Source organism: Ochrobactrum sp. MYb379, assembly GCF_037479515.1.
In the GTDB taxonomy this organism is placed as follows: Bacteria; Pseudomonadota; Alphaproteobacteria; order Rhizobiales; family Rhizobiaceae; genus Brucella.
The window spans coordinates 34,814-54,515 of record NZ_JBBGYW010000020.1; the positions used below are offsets into that span (position 1 = coordinate 34,814).

Here is a 19,702-nt window from a genome sequence, read left to right on the forward strand (position 1 = left end):
TATCATGACAAAGAAACCTATTTCAGACGTCCATATGCAGATCATGTGGAACCGACTTATTTCTGTTGTTGAAGAACAGGCAGTCACGCTCATCCGCACCGCTTTCAGTACGAGTGTGCGTGAATCCGGCGATCTTTCGGCGGGTGTTTTCAACCGCGCTGGTTTGATGATCGCTCAGGCCGTCACCGGCACACCCGGACACGTCAATGCAATGGCGGAAGCAGTCGGCCATTTCATCAATGACATTGGCCGTGACAATATTTTTGAGGGTGATGTTTACATTACCAATGACCCTTGGAAGGGCACAGGACATCTCCACGACTTTACCGTTGTGTCGCCAAGCTTTCGCAAAGGCGAGCTGACCGGCTTTTTTGCCTGTACGGCACACGTTGTTGATGTCGGTGGCCGTGGCTTTGGACCCGACGCAAATGAAGTTTATGAGGAAGGCATTTTTGTGCCGATCATGAAATTTGCGGAACGCGGTGTGGTCAACAAAGACCTCGTCAATATTCTGCGTAACAACGTGCGCGAAAGCCATCAGGTTGTTGGTGACGTCTATTCGCTTGCTGCATGTAACGAAATCGGTCATCGCCGCTTGATGGACATGATGGATGAATTTCATCTTGACGACCTTGAAGGTCTGGCCGAATTCATTTTCAAGCGCAGCTATGATGCGACGCTGGAACGGCTTGCTGCCTTGCCGCATGGAACATATTCCAATGTCATGAGGGTCGACGGTTATCTTGATCCTATCGATATCGTTGTGCGCCTTGATGTGTATTCGGATCATATCCTGGCCGACTTCTCTGGTACATCCGCGCCAAGCCCTAAGGGGATTAACTGTCCGCTGATCTATTCAGCAGCCTATGCTTGCTATGGTCTGAAATGCTCCCTTGCGCCGGAGATTCCGAACAATCATGCCTCGTTGTTGCCATTCAAGGTGACCGCGCCGAAAGACTGCATTCTTAATGCGCAGCGTCCAGCGCCTGTATCAGTCCGCCACGTTCTTGGTCATCTCGTGCCGGATGCGGTACTTGGTGCGGTTCATAAGATGTTACCGGGCAAAATTCCGGCGGAAGGATCCGGTGCTCTGTGGAACCTTCATGTCAGTGCGCGGCCATTGACCGGGGAAGATGCACCAAAAGACGGCGGACATCGTGCCGAAGTGCTATTGTTTAATAGTGGTGGAACGGGTGCGCGTCCGCAACTCGACGGCTTAAGTGCCACCGCCTTTCCAAGTGGCGTTCATTCGATGTCGATTGAAGCCACCGAACATGTCGGCCCGGTTATATTCTGGCGCAAGGAATTGCGCGACGGATCTGGTGGCGCAGGTCAATATCGTGGTGGTCTTGGGCAGGTTGTTGAGATTGCGCCGACCAAAGGGCATGAAATTTACTTCAACGCCATGTTCGATCGCATCAAGCATCCGCCGCGTGGTCGTGAGGGTGGTGAGAATGGTGCTGCCGGCGCAGTCGTTCTTGATGATGGCACGGTTCTTAATGCCAAGGGCAGACAGCACGTACCCGCTGGTCGCCGTCTTATCCTGGAGCTACCCGGCGGCGGCGGTTATGGCCCCGTCGAGAAGCGGTCTGAAGAGGCCGCGCAACGTGATCTCGAATTTGACTATGTCATAAGCCGGTAATTGCAAGACGTTCAGAAGCCGCCGCATGGGCGGCTTCTTTTGTCTCAATGTTTGGAAAAGAGCGTTCAAAATGAATTATGAAAACCGCCGATCGGCAGGTGTAAAAGCTTCACCCAGCATGGCAGTTTCGATGGCCGCCAAAAAGCTTCGCGCCGAAGGCCGTGATATTATCGATTTATCTTTGGGAGAGCCGGATTTCGAACCACCAGCCCATGTTGTCGATGCTGCATGTGCTGCGGTGAAAGCAGGGGGCGTTCGTTATGGGGCCGCTGCGGGAACTGAAGCGCTTCGTAACGCGATTATTGCCAAGTTTAAGCGAGATAATCAGCTTGATTTTAGCCTCGACGAACTGACAGTCGCCAATGGTGCGAAGCAGATCCTATTTGACGCATTTCTTGCGACCCTTGAGGAGGACGATGAGGTTATTATTCCGACGCCATGCTGGGTTTCTTATGCCGATATTGTTTCACTCCACGGTGGCAAACCTGTTTTCGCCAACTGCGGAGTGGAAACTGGCTTTAAACTTACATCAGCGCAACTGGAAGCCGCGATCACCCCGCGCACGCGCTGGCTGATGCTCAACTCACCGTCCAATCCGACAGGTGCTGTTTATAGTGCCGATGAATATAGGCAACTGGCTGCTGTACTCGAAAAGCACGAAAGAATTCTCATTCTTTCCGACGAGATTTATGAACATATCCTGTTAAGCGCAGTGCCTTTTGTCTCGTTTGGAGGTGTATGTCCGCAATTGCGTGAGCGCACGCTGATCGTCAACGGTGTTTCCAAAGCCTATGCCATGACTGGTTGGCGTGTTGGCTATGCGGCAGGCCCCAGGGCGCTGATCGCTGCGATCAATAAAATGCAATCTCAAAGCGTCACATCCGTCTGTGGTATTGCACAGGCAGCGGCAAAAGCGGCACTTGATGGCGATCAGGATTTTGTTGCGGATGCAGCGCGCACTTTCAACCGCCGTGCCGACCGGGTATCTGGTTATATTGGTCAAATAGCTGAGATTGAGTTTCTCAAACCAGCAGGTGCTTTTTATGCATTTATCGGTGTGGAACAGCTGATTGGAAGACAAACGCCGTCGGGCGTAACGCTCAACGATGATACGGACATTGCAAGTTATTTGCTTGATGCTTTTGGCGTTTCGAGTGTTCCGGGAATCGCGTTTGGTGCGCCGGGTTTTATTCGGCTATCGATTGCAGCTTCCGATGCAGAACTGATTCAAGCATGTTCGCGTCTGAGAGATATGGTTGCCTCTCTAACTTAGAAGAGTACGTTAAACTGAAAAAGCCGCAGGTGATAACCTGCGGCTTTTGTTTATTATTGTGACTCAGGCAGCTTGCTTTCGAGCATATTTGCCGATCAAAGCCTCAAGCATTCTCTCTTCTTCATGTGTCAGATCGGAGAGAGGCGATCGGACCTTGCCAGCGTTAAAACCCTGCAGACGAACGCCAGCTTTGACTGCCGCGACAGCATAGCCTTTGCGACGGTTGCGAATGGCCATGAACGGATAAAAGAAGTCATTCAGGATGCGTTCACAAGTGGCTCGTTCGCCAGCGCGTAGCGCGTTATAAAACTCAACTGCCAGACCCGGTACGAAGTTGAATACTGCCGATGAATAGGTGGTAAAGCCTGCGCCGAGATACGCTTCTGCAAAGAGTTCTGCTGTTGGCATTCCACCCAGATAGGTCAGACGGTCGCCCATTTTTGCAGTGATTTGACGAACAAGCCCGATGTCGCCGACACCATCCTTAAAGCCCACCAGATTAGGGCAGTCATCACACAAGCGAGCCAATGTGTCAGGCTGGATGACCGAGTTGTCACGGTTGTAAACCATGACGCCAATTCCAATCGACTGGCAAACACGTTTAATATGTTCGTATAAGCCTTCCTGTGGCGCATCAATCAAATAATGCGGCAAAAGCAGAATACCGTCTGCACCAGCTTTTTCCGCCGATCGTGCAATATCGATAGCGACTTCAGTGCCATAACCGCAACCCGAAACAATAGCGGTGTCGCTGTTGCCCGCAGCTTCCTTGGCGGCAGATACAATCGCAGGAATTTCGTCGGGACGCAGTGAGAAAAACTCACCTGTTCCGCCGGCTGCGAAAAGAACCGGCGCGTCGAAACTTGATAGCCATTCGACATGCGCTTTATAGCTTTCAGGCGCAAACCGTCCTTCATTATCGAAATGCGTGACCGGAAAAGACAGCAATCCGGCGCCCAGTTTTTGTTTGATCTGTTGCGGTTCCATATGAAGTTCCCTTTAGAGCGAAGTTTCATATGGACTGTAGTAGAGTCAGATGATGAGTGTCAACAACTTATATTATAAGTTATCGCGTACCTGCCGCAAAATTGCGCGATACCGCATCTGGCTGCCCTTCAGGTGGCTACGCATCGCTTCTCGTGCACCATCTTCATCTCCGGTTGCGATAGCCTCAATAATCTGCTCATGTTCTTTATGCAGGTGAGCGATATAATTGCCAGAACTTGTATCATTACCAGGCTGAAGAGCTGCGCGTGGGATGACGCCGTTACCGATCATCGTCAGGAACTCTCGAAACCGCGGATTGTTGGATGCGTCGGCTATGGCAATATGCAATGCAAAATCCGCCTCGGCCGTGGATTGTCCAGCTTCAAGGCAGGACAGAACCTGTCGGTGGCAAATGAATATATTTTCTTCCTGCTGCGGTGAGCGCCTTACGGCAGCAAGTCCGGCAGCTTCGATCTCGACGCCTGTTCTCAGCTCAAGAAGCTCAATAACAGACGAAATTCGCTCGTAATTCAGGTTTTGAAACGGCAATGTCTCTTGCGGCTGCGCTTCAAGCACGAACACACCTGCTCCTTGTCGTGCTTCAACAAGACCGTCTGCGCGCAACGCTGCGATAGCCTCTCGAATGACTGTACGGCTCACACCCATAGATTCCGTTAGCTTCGCTTCACTTGGCAATTTCATTCCTGGCTTAAAAGTGCCAGCTTGGATCGCCTCTTTAAGCTCGTCACTTGTTTTGACAACAAGACTGCCCCTGGTGCGAGGCCGCGGCTCATATTTATTGATCATTACCCTGATCTTCCTCAAATTATCTATTTTAACTTCTAACAATTTGAGTTGCGGACAACAAGACAAAAGCTCGAGGTTATCTTATATGTCGAAGTGCTTTGAATACCTTGCATTATAAGTTAAGGAGGTCGACAATGGGCTTCTAATATCCATCACGCTTCTTAGTGATACACGGGTCGACGGACTTGAATTGGAATTGAGAATCTTTACTGGCAATTAGCCACGCCAACGGTAAGGCTAGGCTGCTTCCCGGCCAACTCGCGCGCTGCCGTTACGAGCGCGTTGTTGATCCTGCGCAACATCCCTTCATCTCGCCATCGATAAAAGTATTTTGCACCGTGGAGAATGGTGGAAAACCGATGGTAAAGACCGCCATACGCCACCTGATGAAGCAAGATAAAGCAGCCCGTTGAACACCTCACGCAAATCCGTCTTGCGAGGCGCCCAAGACGGCTCGGTGCAGACATAACACGCAGATGGCAACCCGTTCTGCATCCGTTAAATCGCTTGCGTAACGCGAGTTCCGACGTTCATACTGTCGACGAGCGGCTGCAGTCTAAGCTATCGTGATCCCCATCGAATGAATCGTTCAATCCTTTTTGGAGCAGTCTCTCATGAGTCTTAGGGAGCCAGCAAAAATGCTTCTACGACGAGAGAATAATAGAGATATTGGCTTCCTCAAGTAGGCCTGTCAAAATCGGTGCTGGCATTTCATTTGTTATGACTGCAGTTATTTCGTGAATTGAACCAAGTCTGACCATTGCACGTTTACCGAATTTTGAACTGTCCACTGCCAGTAACTTGTGTGCTGCCTGCCGCAATGCGGCTGAAACGACGGCCACTTCCGTATGGTCGTCGTCACATAGATCGCCGTCATTATCAACGCCGCTGACGGAAATGATTGCATAGTCGAACTTGAAGCGTCGGATGAATTCCGGTGTATCTTCCTGAAACATGCCACCATCGATAGGTCGAACAAAGCCACCAGGAACTGCTAAAGTGAAATCCGTTTTCTCACTAATAATGGCGGCGGATCTCAGACTATATGTGACAACATGCAGGCGTTCTCTGCTTACAAGCGCATTGGCAATTGCTTCGCATGTGGTGCCAGTGTCAAGAAAAATAGTGGCGTTATCGGGAATGAGCGCGACCACTGCTTCAGCAATTCGAGCCTTTTCATCGGCCCTATCATGCCTGCGCTGACGATAGGTGATGGGGTCCAGCGGAGCTAGCTGTGATACGCCACCATGTAACCTTCTGACTTTGCCCTGATGCTCCAGATCCGCAATGTCACGTCGGGCTGTTTGCGTAGTAACGCGAAATCGTTCAGCGATCTCCTCCAACGAAACATAATGGCTGTTCTCAATCCACTGAAGCAGCATTTGCTGCCGGATTTCTTTCTTTTTGCCACCGGAACCAGAAAGTTCGCTCATATTTGCTGTCGCATCCTTATGCGCGTTGTTGCTCAGATCCATCTCTCATTCCCAGGTTCAAATAGGCAAGGAAATTGTGGGCTTAGGCCACAAGAACTCCCAGAGGCTATAGCAAATAAAAATGTAATATTAATGACATTTACTGTTCATGGAGCGAGGAAATTGAGTCTTCCAAAGCCGCCCTAGAGTAAAATGTAATAAAAGTGACATTAAACTCTGTCATTTCAGCGTCAGGTGAAGTTGGATGATCAATCCGGCTGTCACATTGATGAAATGGATGTATTTTCCAAGAAAAGGACTAAGGGATGGTTCCGGGGACAACCAAACGTAACCGAAAACTTATTGCTTTAACTGCGCAGCTTTTATGTGGTGTTGCAGTTGCAGGTATAGCCGCCGTTCCGGCACGCGCGGCCGATAGCTATGACATTCGTGTCATGACGCTCAATATTTGGAACAAGTTCAAACAGAGCCCGGAACTGACCGCGGATTTTATGGCAGCCGCCAATTTTGATGTCCTCGGTATGCAGGAAATCAACGGTAGTACTTACGTTACGCGTATCCCCGATTTTCTCCAAACCGCTGGTCGTGGCACTTACGGCAACGTGCAAGTCGGCGATGTGGGTATTATTTCGCGTCTGCCAGGCACGTTTGGAACACTTAATCTGGGTGGATCGACGCAGGGGCGCTATGTCAGCTACACTCAGCTGGATGCCCAAGGTTCCCGCCCGCAGACAATGATCGGTACGGTTCATCTTGATTATGCAGATGGTTCAACTGGTCGCCTGAACGAAGCCAAAGCCCTCAATACATGGGCAAAGGGATTTAATCAGCCAATCATCGTTCTTGGCGATTTCAATGCTGGTGATGTTTCTGAGCGTGGACTTCATCATATTGATGCACAAATCAGACTGATGCAGCAGTCTGACGGCAATCCATTTTACCGCGACCTGACACGGCAATATGTTCTCAACGCCAATCAGCAGACTATGCGCGCGGTCATACAGGAAGCATATGCTGGACAAAATATCGACAGCCTGTCGTGGAAGCAATGGGGTGACGCTCTTTCAGTCGCCTACAGAGCTGGTAAGGATGTTGGTCTGCAAGAAGAAACCTATGCGGTTGATAACAACACGCCAGTTACCATGAATGTTCTCAAGAAGCAGTATATGCTGCTTCAGACTGATGCGGCCCGTGAAGGTTTCAAGCCACATGATCTAAACGATGGTAGCACCACATGGCCATCGGCAGGCGAAGACGCAACCAATACCTGGGCGAGCTGGGACCGCGCCAAGATCGACCATTTCCTCGTCTCGCGACCATTCGGGAAGTGGTATGAGATTGTAGATGATCCCAATGATCCCTATACCGGGGTGATTAAAGACGTAAAAGTGACTCGGCCGGGCCGCCAGCCAGAAGCAATCTCGGATCATGAACCCGTTGCGCACGATTTCCGCTGGGTCGGGCCTCAGTTGCAGACCTATTCGGAAAACCAAGTCCAGAAAACACGCCTTGTTTGGGGTGCCAATGCTTATGGTTTTGAGGACAAGAACAAGGAATTTGTTCTTACGCGAAACAACCATCGTACAGATCTCTATCTTGGCCAGATTTCGGATGCCAATGGCACACCAATCCTGAACGATCTGACGCTTGAAGAGAAGAAGACATTGCTCAACTGCGATAGCACCGATGCGCGCTTCCAGCAGGCCATCAAGGACTATTGTATTGATGATCATTCCTTCATTGGTGAAACAGCAGTCACCGACGGCGGAACGATTCTCGTCAGCGAAGATGCAGCTCTTGGCAATGCCGTTGCTCGCCTGCGTCTCATTGATGGCGGTTTGCGCGTAACCGGCAGCGATATGAAAACACTGGATCGCACCGTGTCGCTTGAACGGCTTGGATGGATCGACATCGCTGATGCAAACAACCGCGTGACATTGTTGCAGCAAGCCACGGGCGCGGGCGCTCTTCTCAAGCGTGGACCCGGTACGCTCGTTCTTGGGCAGGCAAACAACTATACTGGCGGAACTTTGGTTGAAGGCGGTGTGCTTCAGGCTGGTGTAGATGGTGCATTCGTCAACAACACGGCTTTCGCCTTGAATGGTGGCAAGCTTGATCTCAATAATTTCAATGTGAGCATGTCGTCACTGATGGGTGAGGGTGGAACGTTGAGCCTTGGCTCTGCAGCTTTGACTGTAAACCAGTCTGCCAATACGCGTTTTGACGGCAACATGGACGGTACTGGTAGCCTTACGAAGTCCGGCACAGGTGTTCTGGTTCTTAATGGTGCCAACATCTATACAGGTGGTACAACTGTAAAAGAAGGCGGTCTGGTCATCGGTGATGCATCCCATTCAGGTGCCTTCCTTGGCGGCACGGTTAGCGTTGAAAACGGCGCACATCTTAGTGGTGCTGGCTTCATCGGCGGACTTTACGCTGGTGCTGGCAGTATCATAGCGCCGGGCAATTCAATTGGCACGCTGAAGGTTACTGGCAACCTGGAATTTGATGCGGGAGCTACTTATGTTGCTGAAATTGATGCCGCCGGTAAAAGTGACCGTATCGATGTGAGTGGAACCGCAGCGCTTGGTGGCGCTAAGGTTTATGTAGAAAAGGCTGCTGGCACCTATATGCCGGGCAAGCGTTACACCATTCTGAGTGCTGAAGGCGGCATCACAGGTACATTTGGCGATATGAGCCAGAACATGCCTTTTGTAGATCTCGGTTTGGCTTATGACGCCAATGCGGTTTACCTTGATATCGCTCGTAACGATGTCGACTTCATTGCCACAGCAAAGACAAGTAATCAGAAGTCGGTAGCCCTCGCTGTGGAAGAGCTTGGTGCTGACAACGCTGTTTACGATACGGTCGTCATGCAGGACAGCGAAGATAATGCGCGCCGCGCATTCAATGCTCTTTCGGGTGAAGTTCATGCTTCAACGCGAACTGCGATCATCAATGACAGTTCCATTGTTCGAAATGCAGTTATGGATCGCATTGGCGCAGCATTTGGTGGTGAGCGAAATGCTGCATCCTCGTCGGTCGCAACAGATGCCGATTCAGCTCAGATTTCCGCAGCTCGCGCAGCAATCTGGGGGCAGGCGCTTGGTCAATGGAGTCAAACCGGAGCTGACGGAAATGCGGCTAGGTTGAAGCAATCCACGGGTGGCTTCGTTGCAGGTTATGATGCGGAAGTTGTCGAAAACTGGAGACTGGGTGCACTCGCAGGATATAGCCGCACCAGCTTCGATGTGAATGATCGCGACTCGTCAGGTCACAGCGATAATTATCATCTGGGCATCTATGGGGGCAGTCAATGGGACGCGACACTGCTCAAAGCAGGCGTTGCCTATAGCTGGCACAAAATCGAAACGGATCGCTTTGTCGCCTTCCCGGGCTTTGCAGAAAGTCTTGATACGGATTACAGCGCAAATACCTTCCAGGCTTTTGGGGAGCTCTCACATCGTTTCGATCTGAATGGAACTGCGATTGAGCCATTTGCGAATGTTGCTGTAGTGCGTCTGCAAACAGACCGCTTCAACGAGCAGGGTGGCAATGCTGCGCTTCAGATTGGAAAAGAAACAACGACAACTACGTTTACTACGCTTGGTCTTCGTGTTTCTGCTCCTGTCGTGTTCGGTAGCATGAATGCCAGACTCAACGGAGCAGTCGGCTGGCAGCACGCCTATGGCGACACTATACCGACTGCGGCTGCTGCGTTTGATGCTGGAACAGTATTTGAGGTGGCTGGCGCACCAATTGCCAAGGATACTGCGATTATCAAGGCTGGTTTTGATATCGATCTCGGTAACCATACGACACTGGGTCTTGAATATTCTGGTCAGCATGGTTCGAGCTTTAATCAGAACTCGGGTAAGGCCAAGCTTAGCGTAAAATTCTAAGTCCTATTGAGCATTGCTGTGGCTGGTGAGACATCCTTTTTTCACCGGCCATTTTTTAAAAATTTAAGTTGGGGGTGCGGACGAAAACGTGGACTATCAGGTAGTTAGTCGCCCGAACTTCTCAGCCCATTCGCGGAAAGTCTTATATGTGACGATGATCCCGCGATATGCCAGCATCTATTCAACCATGCTAAAGCACAAAGGAAAGCGGAAATACAACCATACAGCTTCGGCAATTATTTCAACGTGATAACGGTGGCGGTGATAAAGCGAAGAACGAGGTTCGGTCATGCCCTATTATCGTCACATAATATTACACCGGAGTTAAGGTTAACAGTGCCCAACGGGTATCTGCGGCCTACCTCAAACAACTTGGCAATACCTATGATAAGGATCTGTTCTCGCGGAAAGCATCAGGGCCAGCGATCATATCGTGCTGCATAACCAGGCCGAAGACATGACTGCACCCGACCCGCAAAGCTAAATCATCACCAAAATCATACTGCCAAACGGGCGCCATCCAGACATGACACCACCAATCGGGACGCTACCGCCCAGCTCAATATCGACGGTCTGTTTATCTAGTGAGGTTGAGCGCCAAACGAGAGCCGTGTTCGTATTTCCCAGATTGCTTGCCGGGTGAAGCGCATCTTCAAACACCGCGACCACGTTGCCACGGTTCACATAATTGCGCCACGCAGACCAAGGCTTGTCACTCGTGCCCGACTACGCCGTAGTGACAACCATGTTTTGCGAAATGATGTTTGTCATATTTACAATTCTCCAGCGCACTGCGTATTGTCTCCCCTCACGCAAACCGGCCATCTTATTTGCTTACTCGGTGGGGTATTTTTATTTGAACAAAGCGATATCGACGGTGACAGCGCTGAGTTTGATTTCAGCATTATTGTTCTTGGGGTGGTGGCTAGAAATCAGCTTCACGAACGACATGGGCAAATGGATGATGTCGTGGGTGCAGTAGCCTGAGCAGGCAGGGATAACGCCATCACCCCTTCGTTACATAATGCTGATGTAATCTAAAGTTCACATTTCTATTGACAAACGCTTCTTTGTAAACTAAAGATTACGCGTGATCGAAGTTCGCAAAACCACAACATTTGCTAAATGGCTCGCCGAGCTTCGGGACAACAATGCTCGTCTAAGGATTGTTACACACGCATCCGTAGAATGGAGCTTGGCAATCCCGGTGACGTGAAAGCCGTTGGAGAAGGTGTCAGCGAAATGCGGATTACCTGCGGCCCCGGTTATCGGATTTATTTTGTAACAATGGGGTCAACCATTGTTGTGCTGTTGTGCGGCGGCGATAAGTCATCACAAAGCCGAGACATTTCACTGGCGAAGCAGATGGCAAAGGAGATTTAATATGCCCCTCGAAACCTCCCGTTTTGACATTCTCGATTACCTGAAAACACCAGAGGATCGAGTTGCTTATCTCGAAGCCGCCTTTGAAGATGGCGATAGCAAGGATATTGCTATGGCTCTCGGAGACATTGCTCGTTCTCTTGGTATGACCAATGTTGCGAAAGAAGCAGGCGTAACCCGCGAAGCCCTTTACAAAGCCCTGAGCGAAAAAGGCGACCCTAAGCTTTCAACACTCCTTGGTGTGATGAAAGCCCTTGGTATCCACCTGACCGTAAGCGCCAACCAACAGGCGGCGTAATAGTGGGCAGGGCACTGTTACGTTAAGCAGAGTACAGACGTAAGTCATTCTTTGGCTCCCCTGTTATGCAGATTTCAAGCATGCAGTTTCGCACCACATGCTTGTTGCGGCTTGTCGTAATTCACGGTGATCAGTCGGGACTGAAAGTATTTCTTATCAAGCAATGCAGGTTGTAAATAGGATCGTGAATGGAAGCGAACTTTTATAAATGTCGTGCTGATTTAAAGCGCTTCATAACACGCTCTCGTCGTCGGAACGGCTGATGCGAGTTCTCTGCCCGATTGTTCAAACCTTTATGCTGGCGATGATTGCAAACACCAAGGCCTATTGCTCGTCTGGTAGCGCCATATGATCTTAGTTTATCGGTGACCATAATTCGTGGTGCGCAGCCCTGAGCACAGATTAGTTTGCGCGTGAAACGCTTGGCTGCCTTAGTGTTGCGGTGTTTTTGAACAAGGACATGCAGTACAAGGCCATCCTGATCAACCGCTACCCAAAGAATGTGATGCTCACCTTTGATGGATATCACACATTCGTCACCTCGCCGGGGCGTACGACGACGGATGGTATTGGCATAGGCTTGCCCGAACTTCTCAGCCCATTCGCGGAAAGTCTTATATGTGACGATGATCCCGCGATATGCCAGCATATCTTCAACCATGCTAAAGCTCAATGGAAAGCGGAAATACAACCATACAGCTTCGGCAATTATCTCAACGGGATAACGGTGGCGACGATAAAGCGAAGAAAAAGTGGTTCGGTAATCACCCGTTATCGCCACTGATGCTTACGCTTAGGTTAAGGTAACAGGGCCCTTGAGACGCTTAACTTGCACAATAGGTCAATGGCTCGATCCCTAAGAAAGAATTTAAATTTGATGCATTCATTTATGCAAGACGATATGACCGACTCGTCGCAGCTATTTCAATACAGTGATTAAAGAAGTGGCTCGGGAAATCTGCACAGCCAGGATAAGTGGAAATTCTGCCTGAGTTCGGCTTAGATGCCGGGAACAGGAGATACCATGACGAGACGACCACGCCGAAACCATAGCCCAGCTTTCAAGGCAAAAGTTGCGGTCGCTGCGATCAGAGGCGAGCAGACGCTAATGGAATTATCCCAGCAGTTTGACGTGCACGCGAACCAGATAAAGCAATGGAAAGATCAGCTTCTTGAGGGGGCGATCGGTGTTTTCGGCCACGATACCAAGGCGGAACCAGCAGAGCCAACCGTCGACGTTAAAACGCTGCATGCCAAGATCGGTGAGCTAACTCTGGAGAACGATTTTTTAGCCGGAGCGCTCAGCAAGGCGGGATTGCTGGGCGGAAGGAAATGATCGACCGCGCTCACAAGCTTTCGGTCGCCCGACAGGCAAAGCTCCTCGGGTTCAGCCGTAGCAGTGTCTACTATTCACCGCGCCCTGTATCGGATGGCGATTTGGCACTGATGCGCCGGATCGATGAATTGCATCTGGAATATCCATTCGCGGGAAGTCGGATGTTGCAGGGGCTTTTGAAAGGAGAAGGGCTTGAGGTTGGGCGGCTGCATGTCTCAACACTGATGAAGAAGATGAGCCTTGAAGCGATTTACCGTCGCCCAAACACCTCCAAGCCAACGCCAGGGCATAAAATCTATCCCTATCTCCTGCGCAAGCTAGCGGTCACCAGACCCAATCAGGTGTGGGCAATGGATATAACGTATATTCCGATGGCTCGTGGTTTTGTCTATCTGTGCGCTGTCGTCGACTGGTTCAGCCGCCGGGTTCTGTCATGGCGACTGTCGATAACGATGGAGGCGGACTTCTGCATCGAAGCGGTTGAGGAAGCTCTGGACCGCTATGGAAAGCCGGAAATATTCAACACCGATCAAGGATCACAGTTCACGTCCATCGACTTCACTAACGTGTTGAAAAAGGCAGAGATCGCCATCTCGATGGATGGCAAGGGTTCGTGGCGGGACAATGTCTTTGTCGAGCGGCTCTGGCGATCAATCAAATACGAAGAGGTTTATCTTCACGCCTACAAAACCGTGTCCGAGGCCCGCACTGGCATCGGCAGATATCTGAATTTCTACAACAGCCGACGCCCACATTCATCGCTTGACCGACAAACACCGGATCAGGTCTACTTTAACGCGCTGACACCAATGATGGTGGCGGCATAAGCGAGGCGGAAGTCCACTTAACAAAACGCCCGAAACTGTTCAGACAAACCGAACCACTTCTTAATGATGGAACGTTATTCAAAAATAATCGTTAAGCACGCGAAATAGTCGCGTGTGGGAAAATGATGGATCAGTTTCAATCGGCACTTCATGAAGTCTTGAATGCGGATAATTTTAATGTCTGGCCGCATGTTATAACCTTGGCTGCTGCGTACATATTAGCTTTGCCAATTGGTTGGCATCGCGAGCGAGAGGAACGCAGCGCAGGTCTCAGAACATTTCCGCTTGTGGCAGTCGCGAGTTGTGGCTTTGTGCAAGCCACTGAAGGCTTAACTGCGGATAATCCAGAAGCGATGGCTCGCATCATAGAAGGGGTTATTACAGGCATGGGTTTCATAGGTGGCGGAGCGATTTTGCGCCTGAGTACCTCAGTTAAGGGAACTGCTACTGCAGCAAGCCTCTGGTCTACCGGTGCCATTGGCATCGCTTGCGCTGTTAATGCCTTCGATGTGGCAATTATTATAATGGTCTTTGCTCTTGTCACACTTGCATTATTCTCTAACGGTAAGGATCATATCGCTAAGGAGATTGAGAAAAATTCAACGGTATCTTCGGAGTAAGAAAATAATATTTTGTCCTCATGCTTCCAAGTCTATATACCATATTTTTATTTGCTCCATAGTACAGATAAAAAACCGGGAAATACTATTTAATTAATAGCCGAATTTTGTGAGACCCAAATTATTTTTGAAGGATTAATTCTCATATTTTTTGCAACAGATAATGCCTTGCTTTTAAGAGAACTATTCAGCTTGGGTTTCCGCGAGAGAATCCAAAAATATTTATCAGGGTTCGGACCAACTATGATTGCCCACTGATAATTCTTATCGAGTGCGACCACATTATAACCACCGTAAAACGGTCCGAAAAACGAGACCTTGAGTGCGCCTACATTTGGTGTAGTGGCGAACTTTGCTTTACCGATAGCGCTGCGATATGCCCCCTTTGCAGGATCAAAACCCGCATTGATGACTTTGATTGTTCCGTCTTTATTCAACGAGTAATGGGCAGTTGTTTTTGTCATGCCACGCTCGAAGCTATTCTCTATGCGACCAAGCTCATACCATTTTCCGAGATAGCGATTTGCTTCAAAGTTTTCTACCGGAACAATGCGTGTTTGATTATTGAGGGCATCATTGCCGACACACCCTGTAAGAGCAGAAAGCAATAGAATTGCGAATGCTTTGCTTTTCATTTTTGCCATCCAATGATATTACTGATGACTTAGTGCCAACCGCGCTTGATTCAATATCGTGTGAAGAACAATTTACATAGGGAGCAACGAGCTGGATCGGGAAATATTAACAAGTCTTGAGTAAGCGAAGCGGCATTCAGAATATAACACGAAGAGCATTTATCGAATTGATTTTTACTTTAAAAATCCATCCAGATTAAACTCATCCCAGCCTTGCAGTTTCGGTTCTGCAATGTTTGCTTCCGAATTAAGTGCACTAGCCTTTTTAATTTTAGTAGCCCGGAGAAGTTTCGCTTTCATTGCCGCGCGTCGCCTGTTTTCAGACGCAGTCACCAAATCTTCTTCACGCCAAATCATTACCATATCGCGATCCAGAATATCTTCGATTAACTCGATATCAAAAACATGGAAGGTTATCTTTTTTGCCCGACCTCTTAATCGGACTGTGCGGGTCCCTGCGCTCGACAGGCGCCCATCATTTAACCATCTGCGCCTTTCCGTACTCGTGATTACTAGAATATCTTCAATTTCACGCGGAATAATGGGTAAAACAGCGATGTTTTTGAGCGCTTCATCCACAATCGTTATTGCAGCACGGAAAGTCGTTCGCAAATTGTAGGATGCAGTCAAGATAAGTGTTTTTGAGTCCAGAGTAAGGGCTTTGCGGACCGTTATGGGAAGTCTGGCCCTAATGTCCTGTAAAATACCCTTAGCGCGTACAGAAGAACCGAGTGTCGCCGATAACGGCAACTCCCATGTTTTGATCAACTCAGTGGCGACACTTGCGCCTTCTTTTTCTTTTGGCATCGCTTACCAAATGGTGGGCTTAAGGAGGAAATTCAATGCCGGTATTTCATTCTGAAGCGGCATGTGAAACGTCACGCCGTCGATCTCTCATCTGTAACCTAAATTCCATAAGACTATTATTCCTAATTTTTCTACTTGTCTGCTAATCTCTTTTCATGCGCGGCGCGCTGTCTATCAACTGACGTGTATAGGCATGTTGTGGCTTCGCAAAAAGGTCCCCGGCGGTCGCTTCCTCGACGATTTCTCCATAATACATGACAGCAACGCGATCGCTGATGGCTTCCACCACCGCAAGATCATGGCTGATGAAGAGATAGGACAGTCCGAACTGCTGTTTGAGCTCATCGAGCAGCAGCAGCACTTGCGCCTGAACGGAGACATCAAGCGCACTTACCGGCTCATCCAGCACGATGATTTCGGCATCTGCTGCAAGTGTGCGGGCAATGGCGATACGCTGTGCCTGCCCGCCGGAAAATTCATGCGGATAGCGCAGAAGAGTATCATTTGGCATCTTAACGGCATCGAGCAGTTCTTCCATCCGCTTTTGGCCCATTTGACTATCAAGTTCACCCAGCAGTTTCAGGGGTGTTTCCAGTATCTGCCGGATGGTCTTGCGCGGATTAAGCGACGCCGCCGGGTCCTGAAACACATATTGGATCACCTTGCCAAAAGCCCGCGGACCAGAGCGGCGAAGCGCGCTGGCATCCTGCCCGGCGATTTTCATCGTGCCCTCGCTCGGCTCTGTAAGCCCCACCAGCATTCGCGCCAACGTGCTTTTTCCTGATCCGCTTTCGCCTACAATTGCCAGTGTTTCGCCGCGCGCGAGATTGAGCGACACAGACTTGACCGCTTCAACAGCATGGCGCTGTCTGCCGAAAAATGTGCGTCCGCCACCAAAGGTTTTGCTCAGATTGTGGACGCTGATTGCAGCCTGACTCATGTGGCGGCCTCCGTCTGTTTGCGACTGAACAGCTTTGCTACGCGCTCATAGAAGTCCTTGCCGTTGCCAAGTTCCGGCACGCAGGCAATCAGCCCCTTGGTATAGCTATGTTGCGGATTGGCGAGCACCTCTCTGGCGGTCCCTGTCTCGACAATCACCCCGTCTTTCATGACGGCAACGCGATCGCAGATTTCGGAGACGACGCCGAAGTCATGAGTGATGAACAAAAGCGCCATTCCGCGTTCGCGCTGGAGATCGCGTAAAAGCTCAAGAATGCGCGCCTGTACGGTCACATCAAGTGCGGTGGTCGGTTCATCAGCGATGATGATGTCGGGATCATTTGCAAGTGCCATGGCTATGCCGACACGCTGACGCTGACCACCGGAAAGCTGGTGCGGGTAATGATCTGCACGCTCCTTTGCATCCGGAATACCCACTTTCTCCAGCAAGGCGATAGCTTCCGCCCGGCGTTCGGATGCGCTGATCGATTTATGCGCAGCGATTGCCTCTTCAACTTGCTTGCCGATTGAATACATCGGGTGCAACGTGGTCAACGGATCTTGAAAGACATAGGCGACCTTGCTGCCGCGCATGGCGGTCAGTTCGGTTTCGCTCATGTCGAGTACATCTTCGCCGTCAAGATAGATGGCGCCGTTGCGGATCAAACCGGGTGGTGAGGCCACCAGCCCCATGATGGAGAGTGCGGTGACACTTTTGCCTGAGCCGCTTTCGCCAATCAGGCCAAGACATTCACCGCGATTAAGATGCATGGAAACACTGTTGACCGCAGGCGTGTAGATGCCATTGTTGACGAAGCCTGTTTCGAGCTTTTCGACCGCGAGGGCTGCATCCAGCGTCCTTGGCTTGGGCACGGTTCTGTTCCTGGCGATTGCCGTTACCGAGCCTGGGCGTGCGAGAGCACCGGAGCGCAAACGGGGATCAAGCACATCGCGGATGCCATCGCCCAGCACATTGAGGCTGATGACAATCAGAAAGATCATCAGGCCCGGCACGATGGAAACATGTGGTGCCGTGAACATCTGCGCGCGGCCTTCTCCGAGCATAGAGCCAAGATCAGCCTGTGGCGGCTGCGCTCCAAGACCCAGAAAGCTGAGGCCTGCCGTTTCAAGGATCATCCAGCCTGCCGTGGTCGACATGGTGATGACGATAACCGGCAAAACGTTGGGCAACACTTCGGTAAGCAGGATTGAAATGTGCCCTTTGCCAGAAAGCCGGGCAGCATCCACAAATTCGCGATTGGCAAGGCCGAGTGTTGTGCCGCGCACATTACGTGCAAAGAACGGGATATTGACGACAGCAATTGCATAAAGCGCATTCATCAATCCCGGTCCGAGCGCTGCAACGATTGCAAGAGCCAGCAGGATATAGGGGAAGGCCATCAGCATATCGATGCCGCGCATCATAAAGTTGTCGGTGCGCCCGCCTGCATAGCCTGCGACGATGCCGACAGCCGATCCGATCACGGCGGCAATCAGCGTGGCTGCAAAGCCAACCGCGACCGAGACCCGTGCGCCCCAGAGAAGGCGACTCAGAATATCGCGTCCAAGCTGGTCTGTGCCCAGCAGATGACCTGCAGAGAAGACGGGTTGCAGCCGGTTTGCAGGTGCTGTCGCATTCGGGTTGGGTAATGGAAGGATTGGCACGAGTATTATCAGCACGCAGATGAGCGCGAGCAGAAAAAAGCCAAAAGCTGCCAGACGATTGCTCATCAGCAGACGCCATGACGACAGGCGTGCAGAAGTGGCTGGCGCGTAGGTTTCCGAAACGGCACTCATGTGCGTATCCTCGGATCTAGGATGGTCTGAAGGACATCGGCGAGCAGATTGAACAGCACATAGCTGGCCGCCACGATCAGCACGCCGCCCTGCACAAGCAGGATGTCGCGGGTCGAAATTGCCTTCACAAGCATGGCGCCGATACCGGGCCATTGAAACACGGTCTCGATATAGACCGCACCGCCCAGCACGAAGCCTGCCTGAATGCCGATAACGGGAATGACACTGACAAGGGCTGAACGAAAGGCGTGGCCGTAAATTACGCGACGCTCATTGAGCCCTTTGGCGCGTGCGGTGCGAATATAATCCTGACGCAGCACTTCAAGCATTGCGCCGCGCGTCAACCGGGCAATCACACCGGCAGCAACGACGGCAAGCGTCGATGCTGGCAGGATCAGATGCCAGATAAGGTCCTTGAGGTCACCGCCGCCATAGACGGCATACATGCCTGATGCCGGGAGGATGCGCCAATGCACTGCAAAGAGATAAATCAGTAGAAGGCCAAGCCAGAATGACGGGATCGAAATGCCTGCCAGAACGATGAAAGTGATAGTGCGATCTGCCCAGCCAAACTGACGAACGGCTGAGACAATGCCTGCGAAAAGTCCGAAGATCGAACAGAGCACGAGAGCAACTCCTGCCAGAATGAGCGTTGCCTGAAAGCGTTCCAGCACCTCATCAAGAACAGGACGATTGAGCACGAAGGAGCGACCGAAATCGCCGTGCAACAGATTGCCGATCCAGATGAAATATTGCTGGACAAGTGGTTTGTCGAGGCCGAGATCACGATTGATACGCTCGACATTTTCCGGCGTTGCATAAGAGCCGAGCAGCGCTGTGGCAGTATCGCCGGGAATTGATGCCATCACCAAAAACACGATGATGGACAGCCCGAAAAGTACGGGAACGACTGCGATGAGCCGCTTGAAGATATAGGCTGGCATTGGCCCTCCTCCGCTTCATCTGGGGCGCATTTTGTGCAAAACCGGGTTTCGCTTCTGATTAAAATGCGCAGG

The 19,702-nt window shown here is 50.7% G+C and carries 15 protein-coding genes and 3 pseudogenes; 7 read left to right on the top strand and 11 right to left on the bottom strand.

Going from position 1 to position 19,702, the window contains the following annotated elements; translation table 11 throughout:
* Positions 1 to 4: 4 nt before the first annotated feature.
* Together WH356_RS21920 and WH356_RS21925 are read left to right on the top strand one after the other, a co-directional pair.
* Entirely contained in the window at positions 5 to 1,642 is a 1,638-nt protein-coding gene (locus WH356_RS21920) for a hydantoinase B/oxoprolinase family protein (RefSeq protein WP_339514670.1), read from the top strand.
* A gap of 70 nt (positions 1,643 to 1,712) precedes the next feature.
* Complete coding sequence (locus WH356_RS21925; RefSeq protein ID WP_339514672.1) at positions 1,713 to 2,915, top strand: pyridoxal phosphate-dependent aminotransferase; 1,203 nt, start codon at positions 1,713 to 1,715, stop codon at positions 2,913 to 2,915.
* A gap of 63 nt (positions 2,916 to 2,978) precedes the next feature.
* On the opposite strand, the gene kdgD is transcribed toward WH356_RS21925, so the two are convergent.
* The 3 genes from kdgD to WH356_RS21945 form a co-directional block, all read right to left on the bottom strand.
* Positions 2,979 to 3,902 (bottom strand): 5-dehydro-4-deoxyglucarate dehydratase, encoded by a 924-nt coding sequence (kdgD, locus tag WH356_RS21930; RefSeq protein WP_339514674.1) that lies wholly within the window; start codon positions 3,900 to 3,902, stop codon positions 2,979 to 2,981.
* Positions 3,903 to 3,974: 72 nt separating this feature from the next.
* Positions 3,975 to 4,709, bottom strand: a complete 735-nt coding sequence (locus WH356_RS21935; RefSeq protein WP_339514676.1) for a FadR/GntR family transcriptional regulator — start codon at positions 4,707 to 4,709, stop codon at positions 3,975 to 3,977.
* A 644-nt stretch (positions 4,710 to 5,353) separates the two neighbouring features.
* A complete protein-coding gene (locus WH356_RS21945) occupies positions 5,354 to 6,184 on the bottom strand; it encodes a DeoR/GlpR family DNA-binding transcription regulator (protein ID WP_339514678.1) in 831 nt (276 codons plus the stop codon).
* A gap of 263 nt (positions 6,185 to 6,447) precedes the next feature.
* On the opposite strand from WH356_RS21945, the gene WH356_RS21950 reads away from it, so the two are divergent.
* Positions 6,448 to 10,044 carry an autotransporter domain-containing protein gene (locus WH356_RS21950; RefSeq protein ID WP_339514680.1) on the top strand — a complete coding sequence of 1,199 codons (3,597 nt, stop codon included), beginning with the start codon at positions 6,448 to 6,450 and terminating at the stop codon, positions 10,042 to 10,044.
* A gap of 108 nt (positions 10,045 to 10,152) precedes the next feature.
* On the opposite strand, the pseudogene WH356_RS21955 reads toward WH356_RS21950, so the two are convergent.
* Positions 10,153 to 10,335 (bottom strand): annotated as a pseudogene (locus tag WH356_RS21955) (IS6 family transposase); the annotation flags it as partial.
* Positions 10,336 to 10,524: 189 nt separating this feature from the next.
* Positions 10,525 to 10,728 (bottom strand): hypothetical protein, encoded by a 204-nt coding sequence (locus WH356_RS21960; RefSeq protein WP_339514682.1) that lies wholly within the window; start codon positions 10,726 to 10,728, stop codon positions 10,525 to 10,527.
* A gap of 406 nt (positions 10,729 to 11,134) precedes the next feature.
* Between WH356_RS21960 and WH356_RS21965 the strand changes: the two are divergent.
* Together WH356_RS21965 and WH356_RS21970 are read left to right on the top strand one after the other, a co-directional pair.
* Positions 11,135 to 11,427 (top strand): annotated as a pseudogene (locus WH356_RS21965) (type II toxin-antitoxin system RelE/ParE family toxin).
* A gap of 1 nt (position 11,428) precedes the next feature.
* Positions 11,429 to 11,725 (top strand): addiction module antidote protein, encoded by a 297-nt coding sequence (locus WH356_RS21970; RefSeq protein ID WP_339514684.1) that lies wholly within the window; start codon positions 11,429 to 11,431, stop codon positions 11,723 to 11,725.
* A 63-nt stretch (positions 11,726 to 11,788) separates the two neighbouring features.
* Here WH356_RS21970 and WH356_RS21975 read toward each other — a convergent pair.
* Positions 11,789 to 12,500 (bottom strand): annotated as a pseudogene (locus tag WH356_RS21975) (IS6 family transposase).
* Positions 12,501 to 12,749: 249 nt separating this feature from the next.
* On the opposite strand from WH356_RS21975, the gene WH356_RS21980 reads away from it, so the two are divergent.
* Both WH356_RS21980 and WH356_RS21985 read left to right on the top strand, forming a co-directional pair.
* A protein-coding gene (locus WH356_RS21980) for an IS3 family transposase (protein ID WP_265984890.1) occupies positions 12,750 to 13,888 on the top strand; the annotation gives its coding sequence in 2 pieces (ribosomal slippage) (positions 12,750 to 13,017 and positions 13,017 to 13,888; 1,140 coding nt in all).
* Positions 13,889 to 14,013: 125 nt separating this feature from the next.
* The gene (locus tag WH356_RS21985) at positions 14,014 to 14,508 is read left to right on the top strand and encodes an MgtC/SapB family protein (protein WP_339514743.1); all 495 of its coding nucleotides are present in this window, start codon (positions 14,014 to 14,016) and stop codon (positions 14,506 to 14,508) included.
* 89 nt (positions 14,509 to 14,597) lie between these two features.
* Here the strand turns inward: WH356_RS21985 and WH356_RS21990 are convergent, their stop codons facing one another.
* The 5 genes from WH356_RS21990 to WH356_RS22010 form a co-directional block, all read right to left on the bottom strand.
* Positions 14,598 to 15,143 carry a lipocalin family protein gene (locus WH356_RS21990; RefSeq protein ID WP_339514689.1) on the bottom strand — a complete coding sequence of 182 codons (546 nt, stop codon included), beginning with the start codon at positions 15,141 to 15,143 and terminating at the stop codon, positions 14,598 to 14,600.
* Between the two features lie 174 nt (positions 15,144 to 15,317).
* On the bottom strand, positions 15,318 to 15,950 hold the full coding sequence (locus WH356_RS21995) for a hypothetical protein (RefSeq protein ID WP_339514691.1): 633 nt from the start codon (positions 15,948 to 15,950) through the stop codon (positions 15,318 to 15,320).
* 142 nt (positions 15,951 to 16,092) lie between these two features.
* Complete coding sequence (locus WH356_RS22000; protein ID WP_339514693.1) at positions 16,093 to 16,890, bottom strand: ATP-binding cassette domain-containing protein; 798 nt, start codon at positions 16,888 to 16,890, stop codon at positions 16,093 to 16,095.
* The gene (locus tag WH356_RS22005) at positions 16,887 to 18,686 is read right to left on the bottom strand and encodes a dipeptide/oligopeptide/nickel ABC transporter permease/ATP-binding protein (protein ID WP_339514695.1); all 1,800 of its coding nucleotides are present in this window, start codon (positions 18,684 to 18,686) and stop codon (positions 16,887 to 16,889) included. The genes WH356_RS22000 and WH356_RS22005 overlap by 4 nt, the downstream gene beginning before the upstream one ends.
* A complete protein-coding gene (locus WH356_RS22010; protein WP_339514697.1) occupies positions 18,683 to 19,630 on the bottom strand; it encodes an ABC transporter permease in 948 nt (315 codons plus the stop codon). Before WH356_RS22010 ends, WH356_RS22005 begins: the two co-directional genes overlap by 4 nt.
* Positions 19,631 to 19,702: the final 72 nt, after the last annotated feature.

Coding starts and splice junctions, on each gene's coding strand:
- WH356_RS21920 (WP_339514670.1), top strand. CDS start 5: ATGACAAAGAAACCTATTTCAGACGTCCATATGCAGATCATGTGGAAC.
- WH356_RS21925 (WP_339514672.1), top strand. CDS start 1,713: ATGAATTATGAAAACCGCCGATCGGCAGGTGTAAAAGCTTCACCCAGC.
- kdgD (WP_339514674.1), bottom strand. CDS start 3,902: ATGGAACCGCAACAGATCAAACAAAAACTGGGCGCCGGATTGCTGTCT.
- WH356_RS21935 (WP_339514676.1), bottom strand. CDS start 4,709: ATGATCAATAAATATGAGCCGCGGCCTCGCACCAGGGGCAGTCTTGTT.
- WH356_RS21945 (WP_339514678.1), bottom strand. CDS start 6,184: ATGGATCTGAGCAACAACGCGCATAAGGATGCGACAGCAAATATGAGC.
- WH356_RS21950 (WP_339514680.1), top strand. CDS start 6,448: ATGGTTCCGGGGACAACCAAACGTAACCGAAAACTTATTGCTTTAACT.
- WH356_RS21970 (WP_339514684.1), top strand. CDS start 11,429: ATGCCCCTCGAAACCTCCCGTTTTGACATTCTCGATTACCTGAAAACA.
- WH356_RS21985 (WP_339514743.1), top strand. CDS start 14,014: ATGGATCAGTTTCAATCGGCACTTCATGAAGTCTTGAATGCGGATAAT.
- WH356_RS21990 (WP_339514689.1), bottom strand. CDS start 15,143: ATGAAAAGCAAAGCATTCGCAATTCTATTGCTTTCTGCTCTTACAGGG.
- WH356_RS21995 (WP_339514691.1), bottom strand. CDS start 15,950: ATGCCAAAAGAAAAAGAAGGCGCAAGTGTCGCCACTGAGTTGATCAAA.
- WH356_RS22000 (WP_339514693.1), bottom strand. CDS start 16,890: ATGAGTCAGGCTGCAATCAGCGTCCACAATCTGAGCAAAACCTTTGGT.
- WH356_RS22005 (WP_339514695.1), bottom strand. CDS start 18,686: ATGAGTGCCGTTTCGGAAACCTACGCGCCAGCCACTTCTGCACGCCTG.
- WH356_RS22010 (WP_339514697.1), bottom strand. CDS start 19,630: ATGCCAGCCTATATCTTCAAGCGGCTCATCGCAGTCGTTCCCGTACTT.